General features: G+C 40.5%; 17 protein-coding genes. 7 read left to right on the top strand and 10 right to left on the bottom strand.

What is annotated here, in order from left to right; translation table 11 throughout:
• Positions 1 to 183 precede the first annotated feature (183 nt).
• The 3 genes from MHN79_RS09285 to MHN79_RS09275 form a co-directional block, all read right to left on the bottom strand.
• On the bottom strand, positions 184 to 2,349 hold the full coding sequence (locus MHN79_RS09285; protein ID WP_239172660.1) for a polysaccharide biosynthesis tyrosine autokinase: 2,166 nt from the start codon (positions 2,347 to 2,349) through the stop codon (positions 184 to 186).
• A 36-nt stretch (positions 2,350 to 2,385) separates the two neighbouring features.
• Positions 2,386 to 2,829: a low molecular weight protein-tyrosine-phosphatase gene (locus MHN79_RS09280; RefSeq protein ID WP_239172659.1), complete on the bottom strand. Its 444-nt coding sequence runs from the start codon at positions 2,827 to 2,829 to the stop codon at positions 2,386 to 2,388.
• A 66-nt stretch (positions 2,830 to 2,895) separates the two neighbouring features.
• Positions 2,896 to 4,032 (bottom strand): polysaccharide export protein, encoded by a 1,137-nt coding sequence (locus tag MHN79_RS09275; protein ID WP_239172658.1) that lies wholly within the window; start codon positions 4,030 to 4,032, stop codon positions 2,896 to 2,898.
• A gap of 737 nt (positions 4,033 to 4,769) precedes the next feature.
• Here MHN79_RS09275 and MHN79_RS09270 point away from each other — a divergent pair.
• The 4 genes from MHN79_RS09270 (at position 4,770) to MHN79_RS09255 (ending at position 8,723) form a co-directional block, all read left to right on the top strand.
• Complete coding sequence (locus tag MHN79_RS09270; protein WP_160931619.1) at positions 4,770 to 5,024, top strand: hypothetical protein; 255 nt, start codon at positions 4,770 to 4,772, stop codon at positions 5,022 to 5,024.
• A 97-nt stretch (positions 5,025 to 5,121) separates the two neighbouring features.
• Positions 5,122 to 5,778, top strand: a complete 657-nt coding sequence (locus tag MHN79_RS09265) for a YjbF family lipoprotein (RefSeq protein ID WP_239172657.1) — start codon at positions 5,122 to 5,124, stop codon at positions 5,776 to 5,778.
• Between the two features lie 6 nt (positions 5,779 to 5,784).
• Entirely contained in the window at positions 5,785 to 6,513 is a 729-nt protein-coding gene (locus tag MHN79_RS09260; RefSeq protein WP_239172656.1) for a capsule biosynthesis GfcC D2 domain-containing protein, read from the top strand.
• On the top strand, positions 6,513 to 8,723 hold the full coding sequence (locus MHN79_RS09255) for a YjbH domain-containing protein (RefSeq protein WP_239172655.1): 2,211 nt from the start codon (positions 6,513 to 6,515) through the stop codon (positions 8,721 to 8,723). The genes MHN79_RS09260 and MHN79_RS09255 overlap by 1 nt, the downstream gene beginning before the upstream one ends.
• Positions 8,724 to 8,756: 33 nt before the next feature.
• Here MHN79_RS09255 and MHN79_RS09250 read toward each other — a convergent pair whose 3' ends face one another.
• Positions 8,757 to 9,176, bottom strand: a complete 420-nt coding sequence (locus MHN79_RS09250) for a GNAT family N-acetyltransferase (protein WP_239172654.1) — start codon at positions 9,174 to 9,176, stop codon at positions 8,757 to 8,759.
• A 59-nt stretch (positions 9,177 to 9,235) separates the two neighbouring features.
• On the opposite strand from MHN79_RS09250, the gene murB reads away from it, so the two are divergent.
• The 3 genes from murB (at position 9,236) to pssA (ending at position 12,689) form a co-directional block, all read left to right on the top strand.
• Complete coding sequence (murB, locus tag MHN79_RS09245; protein WP_239172653.1) at positions 9,236 to 10,279, top strand: UDP-N-acetylmuramate dehydrogenase; 1,044 nt, start codon at positions 9,236 to 9,238, stop codon at positions 10,277 to 10,279.
• The gene (gene birA / locus MHN79_RS09240) at positions 10,279 to 11,241 is read left to right on the top strand and encodes a bifunctional biotin--[acetyl-CoA-carboxylase] ligase/biotin operon repressor BirA (protein WP_239172652.1); all 963 of its coding nucleotides are present in this window, start codon (positions 10,279 to 10,281) and stop codon (positions 11,239 to 11,241) included. The genes murB and birA overlap by 1 nt, the downstream gene beginning before the upstream one ends.
• 107 nt (positions 11,242 to 11,348) lie before the next feature.
• Entirely contained in the window at positions 11,349 to 12,689 is a 1,341-nt protein-coding gene (gene pssA / locus MHN79_RS09235; RefSeq protein ID WP_239172651.1) for a CDP-diacylglycerol--serine O-phosphatidyltransferase, read from the top strand.
• A 20-nt stretch (positions 12,690 to 12,709) separates the two neighbouring features.
• Here pssA and MHN79_RS09230 read toward each other — a convergent pair whose 3' ends face one another.
• The 6 genes from MHN79_RS09230 to MHN79_RS09205 form a co-directional block, all read right to left on the bottom strand.
• Entirely contained in the window at positions 12,710 to 14,650 is a 1,941-nt protein-coding gene (locus MHN79_RS09230) for a nucleoside-diphosphate sugar epimerase/dehydratase (protein WP_239172650.1), read from the bottom strand.
• A gap of 56 nt (positions 14,651 to 14,706) precedes the next feature.
• Positions 14,707 to 15,255, bottom strand: coding sequence for a sugar transferase (locus tag MHN79_RS09225; protein WP_239172649.1), 549 nt, complete (start codon positions 15,253 to 15,255; stop codon positions 14,707 to 14,709).
• Between the two features lie 3 nt (positions 15,256 to 15,258).
• Complete coding sequence (locus tag MHN79_RS09220; RefSeq protein WP_239172648.1) at positions 15,259 to 16,206, bottom strand: SDR family oxidoreductase; 948 nt, start codon at positions 16,204 to 16,206, stop codon at positions 15,259 to 15,261.
• A complete protein-coding gene (locus tag MHN79_RS09215; RefSeq protein ID WP_239172647.1) occupies positions 16,203 to 16,952 on the bottom strand; it encodes a glycosyltransferase family 2 protein in 750 nt (249 codons plus the stop codon). The genes MHN79_RS09220 and MHN79_RS09215 overlap by 4 nt, the downstream gene beginning before the upstream one ends.
• 6 nt (positions 16,953 to 16,958) lie before the next feature.
• Positions 16,959 to 18,149: a mannose-6-phosphate isomerase, class I gene (gene manA / locus MHN79_RS09210; RefSeq protein ID WP_239172646.1), complete on the bottom strand. Its 1,191-nt coding sequence runs from the start codon at positions 18,147 to 18,149 to the stop codon at positions 16,959 to 16,961.
• Between the two features lie 61 nt (positions 18,150 to 18,210).
• Positions 18,211 to 19,641, bottom strand: a complete 1,431-nt coding sequence (locus MHN79_RS09205; RefSeq protein WP_239172645.1) for a phosphomannomutase — start codon at positions 19,639 to 19,641, stop codon at positions 18,211 to 18,213.
• Positions 19,642 to 19,656: the final 15 nt, after the last annotated feature.

Below are 19,656 nucleotides of genomic sequence, written 5' to 3'. Positions count from 1 at the left end.
ATTAATAACAACCTAAATAGAATATATAGCATAATAAAAAAGAACGCTACCGCCCTTGGGTTGCAGCCCCCAAAAGCTTATATCTTCGCCGAATTTTACTCGCTATATATTTGATAAAACCTTATTACTCAGATTTAAATCTAAACCAATATAAATCTACATTATTAAATAGAATAAGAGATATTATTTGTCATTCGTATAAGCATAACTGTAATAGCCATAGTCTGTAGAAGCTTTCTGTTCTACAGCATTAAAAATCACACCTTTAACATTTATCCCTGCATGCTCGAAGCGGCATCTGGCTGCGTCAATCTCTTTGATTGAATTTACACCAAAACGTGTCACCATCAGAGTGGTTCCCGCATGCATCCCTACTATGCTTGGATCGGTAACAGCGAGAACAGGAGGAGTATCAATAATCACTAAGTCGTATTTATCAGATGCCCATTCAACTAACTCTGTAAACCTTTGGTGCATCAGTAGCTCAGAAGGGTTTGGGGGAATCACGCCACGAGTAATAATGTTAAGGTTATCCATGTCTGTACTTTTTATTACCGACGAGCATTCAAGATTACCGATCAAGTAATCAGATAAACCGTCTTCAGCTTTCAGACCAAATGGCTGTTGTAAGTACCCTTTGCGCATATCTGCATCAACTAACAGTACTTTCTGCCCTGCTTTAGCAACAACCGCTGCAAAATTAGTCGATACAAAAGTTTTACCAACATTGGGAGCAGGACCTGAGATCATCAAAACGTTATTTTTCGCTTCCAACATGGCAAAGTGTAAGCTAGTACGTAGACCTCTCAATGCTTCAATTGATAGATCTAATGGATTGCTTTCTGCTAACAGCATTTTAGCCGAACTATCTCTCTTTTTAAGTCTTCCAATTTGTTTCGTAATAAACTCAGCCTGCAGTGCAGACTTTGGAACACTTGCATATACTGATAACCCAATCTCCTCAATATCGCTCGGATTTTCAATACCTTTATGAAAGGCGGCTTTGAGTAGTACATACGCAACACTCAACATTCCACCAAGCATAGTAGCAAGCACTACAATAAGCGCTTTTTTAGGTTTGACCGCTCGATCGAAAGCTTGCGCTTTGTCTAGTATCCTAACGTTACCTACAGTGCCAGCTTTAATAATGTTTAACTCTTGAACCTTATTCAGAAGCTGAATATAGATTTGTTGGTTAACTTCAACATCACGAGTCATACGCAGAATTTCACGTTGAGTTTTAGGTAACTTTTGCACTTGACCGTTTAAACGCTGCTTCTCTTCAAGCAAAACTTGCCGCTTATCCAAAAGAGATTTATAAGCCGGATGATCTGTTGTAAATCTTTGGCTAATTTCGCTTTCTTTAAATGTCAGCTCATTAAGCTGCGCTTCAAGTTTTACCATCACTTCTAACGTTGATTTAGCTTCCAAGCTTAAATCAATTGACTCATTATCTTGGCGATAGGTATTTAACTTATTTTCAGCACTATTCAAATCGCTTTTGACTGAAGGCAGATGATCTTTCAAAAATGCCAAACTTTTCTCCGCTTCTGCTGAGTTGCGTTTTACATTTTGTAAAAAGTAGTTTTGGCTAATATCATTTAATATCGATTGGATTTTCGCTCGGTCTTCACCGACAAAAGACAACTCAACAATACCTGTTTGCTTACCGCGCTCGCTTATCGATAAATTGTCTTTCAGCCATTTAATAGCTTCCAAAGAACTGCGCTTGCTAATCTTAAAAGTCGCACCAGTTTCAGCATCCAACTCAGATACGAATAATTTATATCCATCTGACTTCGCCCATTTTCCTACATAGCCAGAAAGAATAACTCCTCCATCCTGATCAACAAGTTGGTATGACTGCTTATCATGGGCAGTAACTACGATTTGATGCGGCAATGCTTGAATGTGCGATGGTACCTCAAACTTGGCAACATGAATACTCGGTTGAACCCCCATAAGACGAGAAAAACCTTTGCCTACTAGAGGGAAGTATTCGGGTACCACAACAGTGGTTAAGTTAAATTTATCTACGGTGTCACTTAATATCATTCGAGATTTAATGATCTCTATTTCAGTGGTTGCGGAGGACTCTTGTGCAAAAAGCTCTCCCATATCGCCAACCATAGCCGATATACCACCCGAGCTTTTTTGCTCAATTTGAATCAGAGCATCGGCTTTATAAATAGGTGTTGATAGAAGCGCAAAAGCGATACCAAAAATTGCAAAAAGCATGGTTGCGGTAATAATTATCCACTTACCGTCGATAATAAGGGCAAAAAGCCTTGCTAAGTCAATCTCATCAGAAGCACTTTCAATGCGCTGCTTAATCTGCTGTGTGGCCATTGTCTATAAAGTCCTAAATACCCAATTAAGGATGAATTACTGTAATTTCTTCGCCCAAGCCTGCGCTGCTTGGTCAATAAGCTGATAGGCATAGTCAAATGCTTCTTTGCTTTGTTTGTAAGGATCGGGGATGTCTTTCTGACCTATCCACTGTCCAAATAGCATGGTCTTACCACGAACTTCTGGAGCAATATTGGTTATCGCTTCAATATGTTCTTGTTCCATTACCAATATCAAATCAAACTCTGAGCAAAGACTCGAACTTACCTGCTTAGAGCGATGATTTGATATGTCAATACCATTTTCCTGCGCGACTAGAATAGATTTATCATAGGCTGGTTTACCTACAAATTTGCTCTTTTCTGCTGCCAATCCTGCTGATGAGACTCTGATATCAGGTAATAGATTCTGAAGAAGCGCCTCACCAAGAGGAGAACGGCATATATTAGCCACACATACTACCAGAATATTGTTAAACACTTACGAGTCCTCAGCTAAGCTTTAGAGGCTAGCCCTAGCCTCTAAAATAAAGTCTAGATTTAAAATTTAAGGCCAATTACGGATGCGAAGAACCCCTTCACTCAAGTCATTAAAGCCAGTAATTGTAGGTAGGAACTGTCTTAGAACACGGTTCCAGCGACTAATTGGTGCAGCCGTTACATACACAATATCATATGGCTGAAGGTCAAATTCCGTGCCGACAACTAATGCAGATGCATCCTTCACATTAAGTTGATACACATCTGCCATACGCTCTGATTTGTTATCTGATGTTCTTATGACAAATACACCGGTTGCATCAGCAGACAACTCATTAATACCACCTGAACTACTTAACGCCTCTGTTAAGGTCATACCTGCTCTATCAATTCTGAGCAGCTTAGGTTCATTAACTTCACCCATCACGAATACTTTTTGTCCGTCATTACGGGGAACATGAATAATATCGCCAGGTTGCAAAAGCTTATTTTGAGTAAGATCCCCTTTCTGCATCAATCCATAAAGAGAAACATGTTCTTCAACGCCATTTCTTGTCAAGGTGACATTTCGCCAGTCTGCATTCTCTGAAAGACCACCAGAACGGTTTATTGCATCGAGTAAGGTCAGCGGTATGTTGGTGATAGCTTGTTGGCCGGGTTTTGAAACCTCACCAGTTACATAAGTTTTTTTAGAGCGAAATGCGGCAACATTGACATCAACTTGCGGGCTTTCTATGTATTTAGCCAAACGCTCAGCCAAATCTACGCGGATCTCTCCTACGGTTTTACCGGCAACCTGAACAACGCCTATATAAGGGTAAAAAATCGTACCATCTGCATGGACCCAGTTACCCGCTTCTGAAGCACTACGGTAAGAGCCAGCTGGTATGGTTAACTCAGGGTGGTCCCAAATAGTGATGTTTAGTATATCTCCGATTCCCACTTTGTATTGGTAATTGGCAATTTTTAGGTCAAGATCCGGGTTAGACTGCGGAGTCAAACGTTCTTTTGTTTGGTAACTAGATACAGTCTGTGCAGAGATAGGGTAAAGATTAACCATATCAGATATGTTGTCACTTTGGTTATCTGCTGAGACTGGCACTAAGTTTTTATCGCTGGTCGATAAATGCGAGCCTGGCACAGCACATCCAGCTAGCATTACAGGTAGCAATGCAATTAAACAACGGTTTATATTGATCTTCATTACGGGCCAAATTGAATAAGCAAGCACAAAAATATTTATCGAGCTTATGATAAGCTCAAATAACGGACACCCAAAAATGTAACATAAACGTTACAAAATAAACTTTAAAACAACCTTAGGCTAGATCCAGGACCTAGTAGATCTTGCTTAATTTTTGCCTAAGGATAGTTTGAATACAGTATACTAACTTTATTGACAAAAAATAACAAATAATATGTATATAGATAAGGATTTTATTCTTTATCACTTACAAAAGCGTTCACCATAATCCTTTGCATTCCTTAGTTAATATTAGTGTCAACTTAAATTATAGGTTTATTGTTGAGTTCTTAAAAGTAAGAATGTAAATGAAGGGACATTAGTACAAGACAAACAAAAAAACCATAAGTACATGATAATATGAAAGTAATTGAGAAATTATCTACAGGCAGCATATACCAAAAGGAGCTTCAAAATAACAACCAAATCATGCATTAAAACATAAAAGATTGACATTATTTCTATTAATCTAGGGATTACACAACACAATATACGCTTTAAATCATGGGAGTGTAGTACTTTTTAAAATTATAAAGATACCCGCACATCAACTATTAGGTGATCTTTATTTAGAAATGATCTTATTGTAGGCGTAATTCTTTTTACATCCTGCTAAGTATCTCATAGAATTACATAGAGCGTGTTTCTTTATACGCTCCACAAGCGCTTTAATATTTACTTTTGGAGGAAATTCAACAATGAGAAATGCCGCTCTTGCAATTCTTTGTACTCTTGGTATGTCTACAAACGTTTTAGCTGCCGGTGAAGAAGCAACTACTGCTTCAGCAACTTCAACTGGTGGTGCTGCTGGCGCGTCATCAGCCACAACTGCAGCTACTGGCACCGTAACAGCAACGGCCGTAACTGTAGGTGCAGTTGCGATCACGGCGGTAGCTGTCGCTGCTGCTAACAATAACGATGGAACAAGTGGTACTGACGGAACAACAAAATAGTACTCCTGCATTTGCACCCTGAACGTAATTTCAGGGTGTTTTCCATACCCTCACGACAATTCCTCGGAACACTCAATTAGAAGTTAATGCTGTTACCATGAATAATTTCAGAGTTCTAACCATTCTGCTTTTTTTTGCCATTGCAGGCTGTAGCCAGTATATAAAAGATACTGGCGCAACCATTAAAGAAGCATATTCAGGCTTACCCGATACTCATATGACTAAAGATGAAGTGGAAGCGCTGCCTTATGCCAGTATTTATGCACGAGTAAACAATGGACCGCGAGTTTTCATGGTCTTAGCCTTTGCAGAAATTAATACAGACACTGGTAACACAAGATTAAAATGGCTCTCTTCTGATGGCGCGATGATAGCCACAGAAAATGGTCGTGTAGTAAAAACGCTCCATTTGCCCAATTATAACCTGCTCAATGTCACCACCTCAGAGTCCTATTATCAACCCAAAGCAGAGTCGGACTCTTGGAAAATCTCTTACGACTGGCAACCAGGGTATCACTTACAGCAAGAAGCAAGTGTTCAATCTTCTGTGGTAGGTAAAGAGTTTCTCACCTCCCTCATCTGGCAAAAAAATACTAAGAAAGTTACCGAAATTATAACTCCAGATAAAAACAACCAGAGTTATCAAAATACATTCTGGGTAGATGAACAAGGCAAGGTCGTAAAGAGCATTCAGTGGGCCATCCCTGAACGTCTCATGATTGAACTCGAAATTCTAAAACCCTACATAGGCTAAAATTCTATGCTCTCACGTATCCTAGCCTTGCTAGCTTTATTTCTATCTATCAATGCTTTCGCAAACAAGCTGATAGTTCAAGTCCCACAGCAGAGTGTGCTGTTTGAATACAAGAATCCTGCACGGCTCAGCCAAGTTATTCAAGATGTCAAAGAGAATACCAATAGCTACAGTGATTCCTACTTTATCGCTAACCAAATCTTTGATAAAGCTCAATTAGACAAAGCTATTGAGTTAAAAGAAAGTGTCATAAAACGGCTTAGCCAGTTAGAGGGCGAAAATGCCGTGCTCGCGAGTGCGTTAATCAAACAAATTGAAAGCTGGCAAGTTGGCTATCGATTATTCATTCCCTTAGATTACGATGAAATCCGTATCAAAAACAATTTAGACCCGAAATTATCAGGAGAGTATGAGTTAGCCTTTCCAAAGCGCAACCACTTCTCTTATATAGAAGGCTTGGTTGAGAAACCTTCAGAGATCGATGTTTCTGACACTCCATCACTTTCTGATTCAATCAGTATTGCTCAGCCATTGGCTGGCGCAGACAAGAGCTTTGTATGGCTGATCTATCCTGACGGCCACACGACAAAAAGTGGTTATGCCTATTGGAATAATAGTCAGACACATTTACCACCAAGCACAGTTATCTTTGTCGGTTTTGACTCTGGGTCTCAATTCATCCGTTCCCTTGAAAAAGACATTATCAAACTCATCAGCATGAGAAGAAGTATCTAATGAACACACGTAGTACTCTGAGTTTTGTTACCCCTCTATGCCTATTGTTATCTGGTGCAACATGGTCTGACACCTCTGCAGATTGGAAAGTCTCCCAATCCGATTTTGGTGGTACAGGCCTGATGCAAACACCGACAGGGCGAATGGCAAAAGAAGGGGAATTTAATGTCGGCCTCACCATGAGTAATGATTACCAGCACTATATGGTATCTCTACAACTGATGGAATGGTTAGAAACTACGCTTCGCTATACCCGCGTACCCGACGTTCCTTTCAGTAGCGATCCTAGTTATAGTGGTGACAACCTATACACGGATAGGGGTGTTGACTTTAAAATTAGGCTATTGGAAGAAAGTTATTATCTCCCTGAAACCTCCATTGGTGTGAGAGATTTTGCTGGCACAGGCCTGTTTGATGGCGAGTATATTGCTGCGACTAAGCGATTTGGCAGTTTAGATTTCACGTTGGGTTTAGGCTGGGGATACTTAGGACAAAGCGGAAATATTTCAAACCCAGCCTGTAAACTGAGCGATAGCTATTGCACAAGGCCAAGCGATTTTAACGGCAGTGGCGGTGAATTCGATACTCAGCGTTGGTTTAAAGGTCCATCGGCACTGTTTGGTGGCATAGAATATCAAACACCTTACGAGCCACTGCGTCTTAAAGTTGAATATGAAGGTAACGACTACTCTGAAGATTTTCCCAACACACGAAATGCATCTAAACCCATGGTACAAAGTACGCCGTGGAACTTTGGCGTGAACTATCGACTGGGAGATTGGGGGGATGCCAAGCTAAGCTATCAGCGCGGAAACACGGTAGTGTTTGGCCTAAATTTATACGCTAACTTTAATGACATCAAGCCGAACTGGCGAGATGAAGATAAGCTTTACTCTCAAGGCCAATTGCGACCAACAGTAGACGACACAGATTGGCAGCAAGTAGCTGAGCAAATCGAGAAAAATGCTGGCTATAGCAATAACTCCATTTCCGTAGATAAAGACGTGGTGACACTTAAAGGTGAGCAGGTCAAATACAGAGATAGAGAGCAAGCAGTTGATAGAGCGGCAACCATACTGACTCACCATGCCAATGAATCAATTAAAGTCATTAACATTGTTGAACAAAAGAACGGTATGGATCTAACTCAAACAAGTGTTGATAGGAAAGCCTTTGTTGATGCATCTAACTATCAATCCCCAGATGCCAATATAGCAGACAGCCTGTCATATTCAGAGCCTGATCAGTCTTCAAAAGTAAGAGTCGCCACCAGTAAAAACAACTGGGATTACGGCATCGATCCAGTCTTGCAGCAAAGCATTGGTGGACCTGAATCATTTTATCTATACAGCATAGGATTAAGCGCTAAGTCCAACTACTGGCTAACTGACAACTTAGAATTAGGCGGCTCATTATATTTCAATCTTGTCGATAACTACGATAAGTTTAACTATGTCGAAAACTCTCCTCACGTTAGAAATTACTCGACACCTAGGGTTAGAACCATGTTCCGTGCCTATGTCGATGACAACCCAGTAAGACTACAAAACCTCCAGCTAACTTGGTTTGAACAGCCAATGGAAGAAGTCTACACCCAAATGTATGGCGGCTATCTAGAAATGATGTTTGCTGGTGTGGGTAGTGAAGTTCTCTACCGCCCTCTCAACACCAACTGGGCGCTTGGAGTGGACTTTAATGTCGTTAGCCAAAGAGACCCTGATTCTTGGTTCGGCGTATATCAAGATGACTATTTCTTTTATGATGAGGCAAAATGTGACGCTCGAGTTCCTTCATGCCAAGCCTATGTCTTGAGCCGAGGTACAACAGGGCATGTGACTGGCTACTATATGCCGACTTGGTCATTCCTTGATAGTACCTTGATTAAAGTCAGTGCAGGTAAATTCTTGGGAGGTGACGTAGGTGCGAGAGTTGATGTGTCTAAACAATTCGACACTGGAATCATAGTTGGTGTCTATGCAACAAAAACAGATCTAACCGCCGAAGAGTATGGTGAAGGTAGTTATAATAAAGGTTTCTATATCTCGATTCCATTCGACATACTCACGGTTAAGCCAAGTACCAATCGCGCGGTAATAAGCTGGGAGCCTTTAACTAGGGATGGTGGCCAGATGCTACGCAAGAAGCATAACCTATTTGACGAAACAGATGCCCGCTCACCTTGGTTCCAAAGACCAAGTTCAGTTAACTAGGAAGATGCATAGACTACGGCTGATGTTCATACATCAGCCGTATTTCATTGCAACTAGTGATTTTTTCTGACTGTAGCGCTCAAACAGTCCCCTGAGAGTATTTGGCAAAGAATCGGAACCAAGCGTGACAAACCCATGCTGCTGATAAAAGCTTTCCAGCTCTGAATAGGCAAAACAAAAGTCCCCACTTTGAAGCACATGCTGCTCACAATATGACATCAGTCGATGAGCCAGGCCTTGGCTCCTAAACTCAGGCACAACAAGCATGCCTGTCAATAGTCGGCTCTCTTCAACACTTTTAAAACGAACTACGGCTATCATCTGCTTGTCTACGGTTCCGACAATTGTCAATTCGTCTTTTTTCGCTTTACCGGATCGGTAATAGGATTTATACAAGCGAGATACGAGTGGGAGTTTTACAGGATCTAACACTTCTATCTGGATAGGACTCATTATCACCAAACTGCAAATTGGGGTAGAATGAAGGCAGTTTAGATTACTCGATAAATCCAATGCAAATTTTAGCCAATGCAGACCTTAGTCGCTTTCATACATTCTCGATAGAACAAAGCTGTCAATACTTAGTGAAAGTGAAAACCCTTGACCATATTAAAGACGTCTACCAGAACCCGAAATGGTTAAACTTACCCAAATTAATGCTTGGCAAAGGCAGTAATGTGCTTTTTACTCAGCCATATCAAGGCGTCGTTATAATCAACCAATTACTTGGGAAAACAGTTACCGAAACTGCTGACTCGTGGCATTTACACATAGCAGGTGGCGAAAACTGGCCAGACTTGGTCAAATGGAGTATTAAGCAAGGCTACTTGGGATTAGAAAATCTTGCCCTCATTCCTGGCTGTGCTGGTACAGCGCCCATTCAAAACATTGGCGCTTATGGTGTTGAATTTAAAGACTTATGTGAATATGTTGATGTTTTGTGCTTGAAAAATTTCGAGGTTAAAAGGCTTAGTGCGGAGAAATGCGAGTTTGGTTATAGAGATTCAGTGTTTAAACATGATCTCCACCAGCAAGTTGTAATAGTTGCAATAGGCATTAGGCTCGCTAAAAATTGGCAGCCCAATACCGGGTACGGCCCTCTTCAAACCCTAGATAATAATGGGCTCACCGCGAAACAAGTCTTTGAGCGAGTATGCCAAGTTCGCAGTGAAAAGCTTCCCAACCCTGCAAAGCTTGGCAACGCTGGAAGCTTTTTTAAAAATCCCATTATTTCTCAGCGACATTTTCTAGAACTTCAACAAACATACCCAGAGATTGTCGCCTACTCTACCCCACAAGGGGTAAAAATTGCCGCTGGATGGTTAATCGATCAATGCCAACTCAAAGGTGTAGCTGTGGGAGGGGCTGAAGTCCACCAAAATCAGGCACTTGTTCTGGTGAATAAAGGCAAAGCTAGCAGTGATGATGTAGTAAAACTTGCCGCTAAAGTTTATTGCGAAGTGTTTAAAAAATTCCAAATTCAACTTGAGCATGAAGTGCGCTTTATTGGCTCTCACTCAGAAACACACTTAGCTAACTTGATAGAGACATTATAATGAAAGAGCATTCTATTAAACTTTCGATATTAAAGTCATTATCTCAAGGAGGATTTCATTCTGGTGAAGACCTTGGCGAGAAGTTTGGCATATCAAGAGCCGCTATCAGCAAGCATATCAAGGGTATACAAGCATGGGGGGTCGATGTTTTTCGAGTCCAAGGTAAAGGCTATCAATTAGCAAATCCCATGCAACTGCTTAATCAAGATATCATACAAGCCCAAACAAATAATCATGTAGATCTTATACCCATTATTGACTCCACCAACCAGTACTTACTCGATAATATCAATAGGTTGGACTCAGGTTCTGTGTGTTTATCTGAGTATCAACTGAAAGGCCGCGGCCGAAGAGGCAGAGAATGGATCTCTCCGTTTGGGACGAACTTATATCTGTCTATGTACTGGCGACTCGATGCCGGTATGGCGGCGGCAATGGGGTTAAGCTTGGTTGTTGGCGTTGCGATAGTTGAAGCTTTAGAGCAGCTAAATCTCAAAGAAGTGAAGCTAAAGTGGCCAAACGATCTGTACTACCAAGATCGAAAGTTAGCGGGTATTCTGGTCGAAATGTCTGGACAGGCAGGAGGCGCTGCTAACCTTGTTATAGGCATGGGTCTTAATCTTATGATGACAGAGCAAACGGAAGGAATCACCCAACCCTGGGCAAGTTTATCTGAGGTCGCAGGTCATAAGGATATTGACCGCAATCAACTTGCAATCACTATGATTCAAACGTTAAATCGGGCGTTATTAGACTACGAGCAACAAGGCATGCAAGGCTTCGTTGATAGATGGAATCGTTTAGACAATTTTATTCATCGCCCAATAAAGCTTATCATGGGTCAAAGGGAAATCATGGGTATATCACGCGGTATAAATGAACAGGGCGCAGTACTACTTGAAACCGAATGCGGGATTGAAACCTTCATCGGTGGTGAAATTAGCTTACGTCCTCACCGCTAGAACAAGTTTTACAATTGTGCAGCGAGAACTAAGAGCTGACCGCTAGGAACCACTAACACATTTTGCTACTATCCTTGTCCATTTTCAGTAAAGGCATTTAGTCCAACATGATGACTCGCAGGAACTTATTCGACCAACTTCCTACTTTGGCCCAAGACCCAACACAGTTAGAAACACTGTTTACAGCCAAAGACTTTCGAATTCGCTTAATTGAAGCGATTCGTCAGGCAAGTAAAAGAATATACCTCGTCGCTCTTTACCTAGAAGATGATGAAGCGGGAAGAGAGATCTTAACCGAGCTTTACCAAGCAAAACAAAACAATCCAGGGCTCGACATCAAAGTGTGTGTTGACTGGCACAGAGCACAAAGAGGCTTAATTGGCGCAGAGCCTGGCGAAACCAATGCTACTATGTATAAGAATTTCGCCACGCAATACACTCATCAAATCCCTATATTTGGCGTTCCAGTCAGAGGTCGAGAAGTCTTTGGTGTATTGCATCTAAAAGGTTTCATTATTGACGATCAAGTCATCTATAGCGGCGCAAGTTTGAATAATATTTACCTTAATTATAATGAACGCTACCGCTTTGACCGCTATCAGGTACTGAATAATAAATCTCTTGCCGATAGCATGGTCCGTTTTATTGAAACAGAAATGATCGAACATCCTGCGGTTCATGACCTTTCTTCTCCAAACCAACCTAACACAAAACAAATCAGAACTCAGATCCGGCAGTTAAGAGCTTCATTGGCAAAAGCCAGCTATCAATACGAACCACAAACTATTTCTCAAGACCAAGTTGCACTCACCCCTCTTGTGGGCGTGGGTAAAAAGCGCAACAAACTTAACCAAACGGTTAATCAACTACTCGCGCAAGCAAAAGAAGAGATCTTCATCTGTACTCCCTATTTTAATTTTCCTCGCAGCGTTGCCAGAGAAGTAAAAAAAGCGATTAGACGCGGAGTAAAAGTAACCATAGTGGTGGGCGATAAGACAGCGAATGACTTTTATATCTCTCCCGAAGAAGAGTTCAAAACAATAGGTGGATTACCTTACCTGTATGAACGAAATCTGCGCCTATTTGCCAAAGCAAATGAAGCACACATTGCGAGTCGTAAACTCTCTATCCATTTGTGGAAGCACGATAATAACAGCTTTCATCTCAAAGGAGTTTGGGTTGATAAACGCTATATGCTGATCACTGGCAGCAACTTAAACCCAAGAGCTTGGAGCTTGGATTTAGAAAATGCCATTCTCATCCAAGATAAACACCAACATCTAGACACACAATTTGAAAAAGAAGTAGAAAACATCCTGCAGCATACTCAACTCATTTGTACCTACAGACAGTTAGAGAAAGCTGAGGATTACCCAGAAGCCGCTCAAAAACTTATCCGACAGATTACCCGTGTTAAAGCGGATAGAGTATTGAAGCAGATTTTGTAACACGAAGTTAGCAACTGTACTCAGTGGATAACACTATCTAAAGATTCATCTTTAAGAGCGTGTAACTTTTTCCAAACAAGATCACTAATACCATCTGTAGGGCTAAAGTCCGTAGGTGCTTCAATCAACAGTTTTCTAATCTTTTCATGTTCAAAGCTGTGGCAAGCACTGTCTAGTGAGTTGAGTAATTCACTATATTCATTAATAGTCAAGTGCCTTTCGTTGGCGGTCATAATTCTTGGATGTTCAGTACGAGATACATTATCACCAATCAGAAGCTCCTCAAAAAGTTTCTCTCCTGGACGAAGGCCAGAAAATTGAATCTCTATATCTCCATAGGGGTTAGATGCATCTTTAACCTCTAACCCAGATAGCTGAATTAAGTTTACCGCTAAATCTGCTATTTTTACTGGCTCTCCCATATCAAGCACAAAAACATCCCCGCCTTTACCCATAGCACCAGCTTGAATAACTAATTGTGCAGCTTCAGGAATGGTCATAAAGTAGCGAATAATTTCTGGGTGCGTCACTGTCACAGGACCACCACATGCAATTTGCTTTTTAAACAAAGGTATCACTGAGCCAGACGAGCCTAAAACATTTCCAAAGCGCACCATACAGAATCGAGTGCCATTTTCTTTATTACCTTCTTGCTCGGCTAAAGCCTGCAAACCCAGTTCTGCCATCCGCTTAGTCGTCCCCATGATGTTGGTTGGTCTGACAGCCTTATCTGTTGAAATTAAAACAAATGACTCAACACCTGATTCAATCGCAGCTTTAGCAGTATAATACGTTCCAAACACATTATTACGTACCCCCTCAACCACATTATACTCCACCAAGGGGACATGCTTGTATGCTGCAGCGTGATATACAGTGTTAACACAGAAGCCTTCCATTACTGTACGCAGTCGATTAACAGTCTGTACAGAACCGAGTAAAGGAATTATTTGTAGGTCTATATCATGGTTAACTAACAACCCTTTAAGCTCTCTATCTATCTGGTAAAGGGCAAACTCCGATAGTTCAAATAAAACAAGAGTCTTAGGTTGCTGGAAAATAATTTGCCTGCAAAGCTCAGAACCAATTGAACCCCCAGCACCAGTAACCATCACTACTTTGCCTTTTATATTTGATTCCAAAAGAGTCTTGTTAGGTACTACTGAATCCCTCCCTAGAAGATCCTCGATTTGAACATCTTTAAGTTCATCAATATTGGCTTTACCTTCAACTATATCTTTCATATCTGGTACTGTCAGTACCTCAGCTGGAAGATACATCAGAGATTCAAGTATTTGCTTTCGTTTAGAACGAGAAGCGCTTGGAATTGCAAGTAGTATTTGTCCCACTGAGTGTTTAGATACTAACCTTTCCACATCACTCAAGTTTTTTACTTTAAGCCCCATAATAATGGAATTATGTATAGCTTTATCCTCATCGATAAAACCTATAACTCGGTGAGTGTCTGAAGATCGTAACGCTAAAGCCAACTGACGACCTGCAGCCCCTGCACCATATATCAGTACTCGCTTCATACTTTTATCGTTAGCTTGTGCAACTAAAACCCGAATGATTAAGCGAGAACCGCCACACAATAAGCATAAAAAAGCACCATAAATGATTGGTACAGAGCGAGGAACAGGAGCATCAAAGTAAAAAGCTAAAACGGATATAGAAGCTGCGGAAATAACAGTACCTATGCTAACAACGGCTAGAGCGTGAAATGTAAGAAACCTAAGAATTGCTCGATATAGCCCAAGCCTGCTAAAAGAAAGAACTGTTACTAGCAAGGTTCCAATTACTACATACCAGGTCAAATAACTTTCAAACGGTTTTACGTTACCGATCCGACTCCAATAAGCGGCAAAGAAAGAAACTACAACAAAAAAAGCATCAATCGCGATACTAATGATGTGTTTATAAACTCTAGGTAAATTCCAAATGTGGTTTAGACTAGCCATACTAATACTCTTTTTAGTGCTTTCCCTGTATAAGATCCATATGTGCGGGGATATTACTATTTAACCGAATCTCCACCGCCACTTCCTGTAGCTGTCTTTAATATATACTTAAAATACTCTCTTAGACTAAGTGTCTCGATCATCTGTTTATCAACCTTTGCCAACAAATCAGGTGTTGACATATCGATATTTTGAATTTGGGCTAAGCCAGTAATACCAGGTAATACATCGTAAACACCAAGTGCATCCCGCTTAATAATTAATTCCTGCTGATTAACTAAGTTGGGGCGAGGTCCGACTAGGCTCATCTCTCCTTTGAATACATTAATTAGTTGTGGGAGTTCGTCGATCTTAGTTCTACGTAAAAAACGTCCAAACTTAGTAATAGAAGTGCCACCGAGAAGATGGCTAGCTACCGATTTAGTTTCCACAGGCATAGTTCTAAACTTTACTAACTTAAAGGGTTTCTTATAACGTCCCATTCTCTCTTGAACAAAAATGGGTGAACCTGTATCGAAAAAACCAATCATAGTAACAATGAATAGTATAGGTAATAAAAAGATCAACCCTAGCAGAGCTGCAAAAAAATCAATATAACGAATCATTTCTTACCACTTTTTAGTATGTAGGAGAGCTTTAGCTGCTTTTGCAAAGCCTTCTTGTAATGTTTGTGGAGGGGTCCATCCTAACGTATCTTTTGTATGTTTAATATCCACTTGCAAAGAGCCCGTCAATCTATCAATGATATCCATTCTATTGAACAGCTTACCAATAAGAATGTAGCACCAAACAGGAAGAGGGAGTTGTCTTTCTGATTTACCTAGAGCTCGCGCCATTTCTCGAACCATTCTCGACGTAGAAATATCATGGTCATCGGAAACTAGAAAAACTTGATTCGCAGCCTTTTCGCTATCGACACAGGTGACAATAAGGTCAACAAGATTATCAAGAGAAACCAAGCTGCGACTGTTTCCCGTAATGCAACCAAAAGGCAGAGGAACGCCTTTCGACACTAAATTCATCAAAGAAGCGAAATTAGCCTTAACACCCGGGCCATATATTAATGTAGGCCTAATAATAACAATATCCATTTCTGAACGTTTAGCCAAGAGCCTCAGTTCAAGCTCTGCTTCTGATTTGGATAATCCATAATTATCAACTGGATCATGGTCATCATCCATCCGAAAAGGATGATTATGCTTTGTTTTCCCTCCATTGACCTTGATACTGCTGATAAAAATAAACCGTTTAACTCCGGCCTTAATCGCTTGTTTAGCAAGGTTAATAGTCCCTTTTGTATTGACATCTCTATATTCCTTTAGCGAATCACAAGCTTTATCCTTCATGGAATGGACGCGCGCAGCACAATGAATTACCGTTGAACAGCCACTTAAAGCCAATGAGTAATCATCATGAGGGTTTATTTCTGCGCGTTGAAATCGGTGAGCCTTATGTTTGTTTTCTTCTCCTCGATCAAGCAGCGATAATTCTCGGTTTTCACATAACTCAACTATACGAGAGCCGAGGAATCCATTGGAGCCAGTAATCAAAATCATTTAAATATCAACCCCATTATTTTTTCTGGGTACTTACTAAGCACAGATAACCAAGAACAAGGCAAGCCATTATTTCTGCACGACTGTATTATTTCTTTATTGAGTAATATACTTGCCGATATGCCAGAGGTACTAACGCCACCTTCTCTCATCCTAACGATTTCCTCTTGTAAGTATGATATGTTAGCGTCAGGGAAAGAGAATGCTCGAACCAAGTAATCAAAATCTGCGGCGATTTTAAAGTCTAAGCTATATAATCCAATACTATCAATAAGCTCCTTCCTAAAGTAGCATGAGGGATGGGCAGGCATAAACCCTCTAGAAAACTTTGATTTGTAGAATCCTTTGGATGAATAGTGCCTTGTTTTTTTTGTGAATAAAAAATTATAGAACCCGACATCACCATATACACCATCTACATCTCCTACATCTCCTATATGATGAACAATATTCGCAATTGTGCTTTTTCTAGCTAATATATCATCTGAGTTTAATATTCCGATCAAGTCTCCAGAAGCACACAATAGACCTTTATTCATAGCGTCATAGAGGCCATTATCTTTTTCGCAGACAATAACATCAATAATATCCCTATACTGATTCACGATTTCCATAGTTTTGTCGGATGAATTACCATCTATAACAATATACTCAATGTCATCATGGATTTGGCTTGCAACCGACTCGATCGTATCTTTAATTGTTCGTTCGGAATTATAACAAACGGTAATAATTGAAACTTTCATAGCCACCTAACAATAAGCTCTTGCTACTGAGCCTTTTCCTAAAATATGGTACCTACCTAACGTAGCAGGGAGAATTACTGACTCACCTTTCGATAACTCTCTCGTCTCTGTGCCTGTCGTAATTGTAACTTGCTCGGATAAACAAAGTAATATCTCTGGTGAAGATGTATTGAGTGTCATTGAGTACTGTGGGTTCAACATGTCAAAATTAAAGTCTTCCACAGGGATCGGATAAACTTTCCGCTCCAAATCATTATTACAAGGCTGCAAAAGCAATTTTTCGAAAGCAATCGGTTGAAATAGAGTATTTTTGACTAACTCATCAGCATCAATATTTTTCGGCGTTAAACCAGCTCTCAAAACATTGTCTGAATTTGCCATTACCTCAATTCCCAAGCCGTGGATATATGCGTGTGGAGTTTCAGAATGCAGAAACATGGCTTGCCCGGGCTGAAGCTCAATTACGTTTAACAACAGCGGCGAAAATATCCCGACATCTTCTGGGTACAAAATATAGAGACGAGAAATAAGTTCAGAAGCTTGATACAAAAAATGTTCCTTATCTACTGTCTTTATCGAAGAAATAAGCTCATTAATTGCTAGTACTTTAAGATCCCCTTTTAACGCGAGTACAGAAGAAAAAAAGGAGGCCAATGTCAATGGAGTCGGATCTTGTTTAAAAGGTTGAAAAATGTCTTTTAGTGTAGAGAGTTCAAGAAAGTCAAAGTTATCTATGATCTGGCAAAACTCTCTGAAGCCATTCATGGCCAGATAGGGTGTAATAGCATAGATGAACTCCGGTTTATGGTTGGCGTCTTTATAATTGCGATTTCCAGCGTATAAGGGTATACCTTGCTCATTCTCCGTAGTAAAACCTATTTCAGCTGCGATTTTTGAAGGATGGACTTGTATGGATAGTGGTTCCTCTGCCGCTAGAATCTTCATAAGAAAGGGAAGTGATGGTGTACTCGACTGCAAACAATTGCCCAACCAATAGCTTGGATTGTTTGTAATAGCATCGCAAAGAGGAACATCAACACCTTCTAGAGTGATTCTCGAACTAGCACTAGGGTGAGCTCCCATCCAAAGCTCAGCTTGATGCTCTAGGTTTGGGTTAGCAATACTAAAGTGGTCACTAATTGCCGTGCGGCTTCCCCAAGGAAAGTTCTTTATTGGATTTTTTAACGTATAAATCATAGAAATTGAAGCTCAGCAAGTTAGTGAAACTACACCATGCAGTGTTTCTTACATATAGTGTCTAAATCATTCGGACATTACCCAACACTCGTTTAACTAGGGTCACGGCTTGTTCATGGTGTCCTGCTTCCGCATAGCAACGAAGCTCAGGCGCATTACCTGATGGACGTACATGAATAATATTATTATCCGACAGCTCTAACCTTAAACCATCAAGATGATCAACCTTGACTACACTTAGGTTATCAAAACCCAGAAGCTCTATTAGTTCTTGAGCATTTTGACGACCATATTCCAATATTCTAAGGCTCTTTTCTGTAGAAAAATTTTGAACTCGATCGCTATGTGTGAAGCGAGGTGGCAAATTACTGACTAAACTTTCAACAGATGATTTTTTCGCGAGGAAAAGCAACATTAGTGCAGGCAAAACTGCATCCCGTGTCGGCAAAGATTTTAAAACCCTCCCATTGATCGAGATATCACTTCCTAACAAATATCCCCCATTTGCCTCAAAACCTGCAATCTTACTATAAGTTTTTGCTAACTTAGAAATTTCAGCAATAACATAAGGAGAGCCAATACGAGTTCTAGCAACAGCTTTAAATTCAGAACTCTCAGCAATAATAGTGTTGCAACTTACAGGCACTGCTAAGGCTTCTATTTGAAGAGCTTTCGAACAAAGTAAGCCTAGGATATCACCTCTCAACCATTCACCGTTTTCATCGGCAATTAGAGGACGATCTCCGTCTCCATCCGTCGAGAAAATATAATCCAATTTATACTGCTTAGACCATAAACGTGCTTTCTCTTTGTCTGACTCAGCAACAGCTTCAGTATCAATGGGTACAAACTTACTGGTGCGATCCAATGAGATGACTTCAGCTCCAAGTGACTCGAACAGTTCTTGGTATATGTCTCTACCTGCACTAGAATGCTCATAAATTCCAATACGTTTTCCAATCAGAAAATCAGCATCAAATAAACTAGTGTAACGATTTTTATATAACTCAGCTGCCCTAACATTAACCACTAGCTCAGGCTGAGCTTTGATGGTACTAAATTCAACTTTTTCACATAGAATTTCATGTTCATCACATTTTGTGACCTCTCCGTCAGGGCGATAAAACTTGATTCCATTGCGATCAAATGGAATATGAGATCCAGTGATCATAATACAAGGCATATTATCTTGCATGGCGGTATAAGCCAAAGCCGGTGTAGGAACAACCCCGTAGTAAATTGGCTCAATCCCTGCGTCGATAAGCGCTTGAATGATTGAACGAGCCATAACTGGACTGCTTGGGCGATTATCGATCGCAACGGCCACTTGAGTAAAGGTGAAAGCCTTACGGATTGAAGCAATGAATGCATGAGTAAATGCGGCACATACATCCGATGTAAACTGAGTAACTAAACCCCGTGCCCCACTAGTACCAAATTGAACGCCTGAAGCATTAAGCACCTCGCTACTAATTAATCTTGTTTCCGTCATTTCTTATCTCAATAT

The sequence above is a fragment of the Vibrio sp. Of14-4 genome (assembly GCF_022347625.1).
Taxonomy (GTDB): domain Bacteria; phylum Pseudomonadota; class Gammaproteobacteria; order Enterobacterales; family Vibrionaceae; genus Vibrio; species Vibrio pristinus.
The sequence above is the reverse complement of the archived record's forward strand: the minus strand, read 5'-3'. Positions and strand labels throughout refer to the sequence as shown.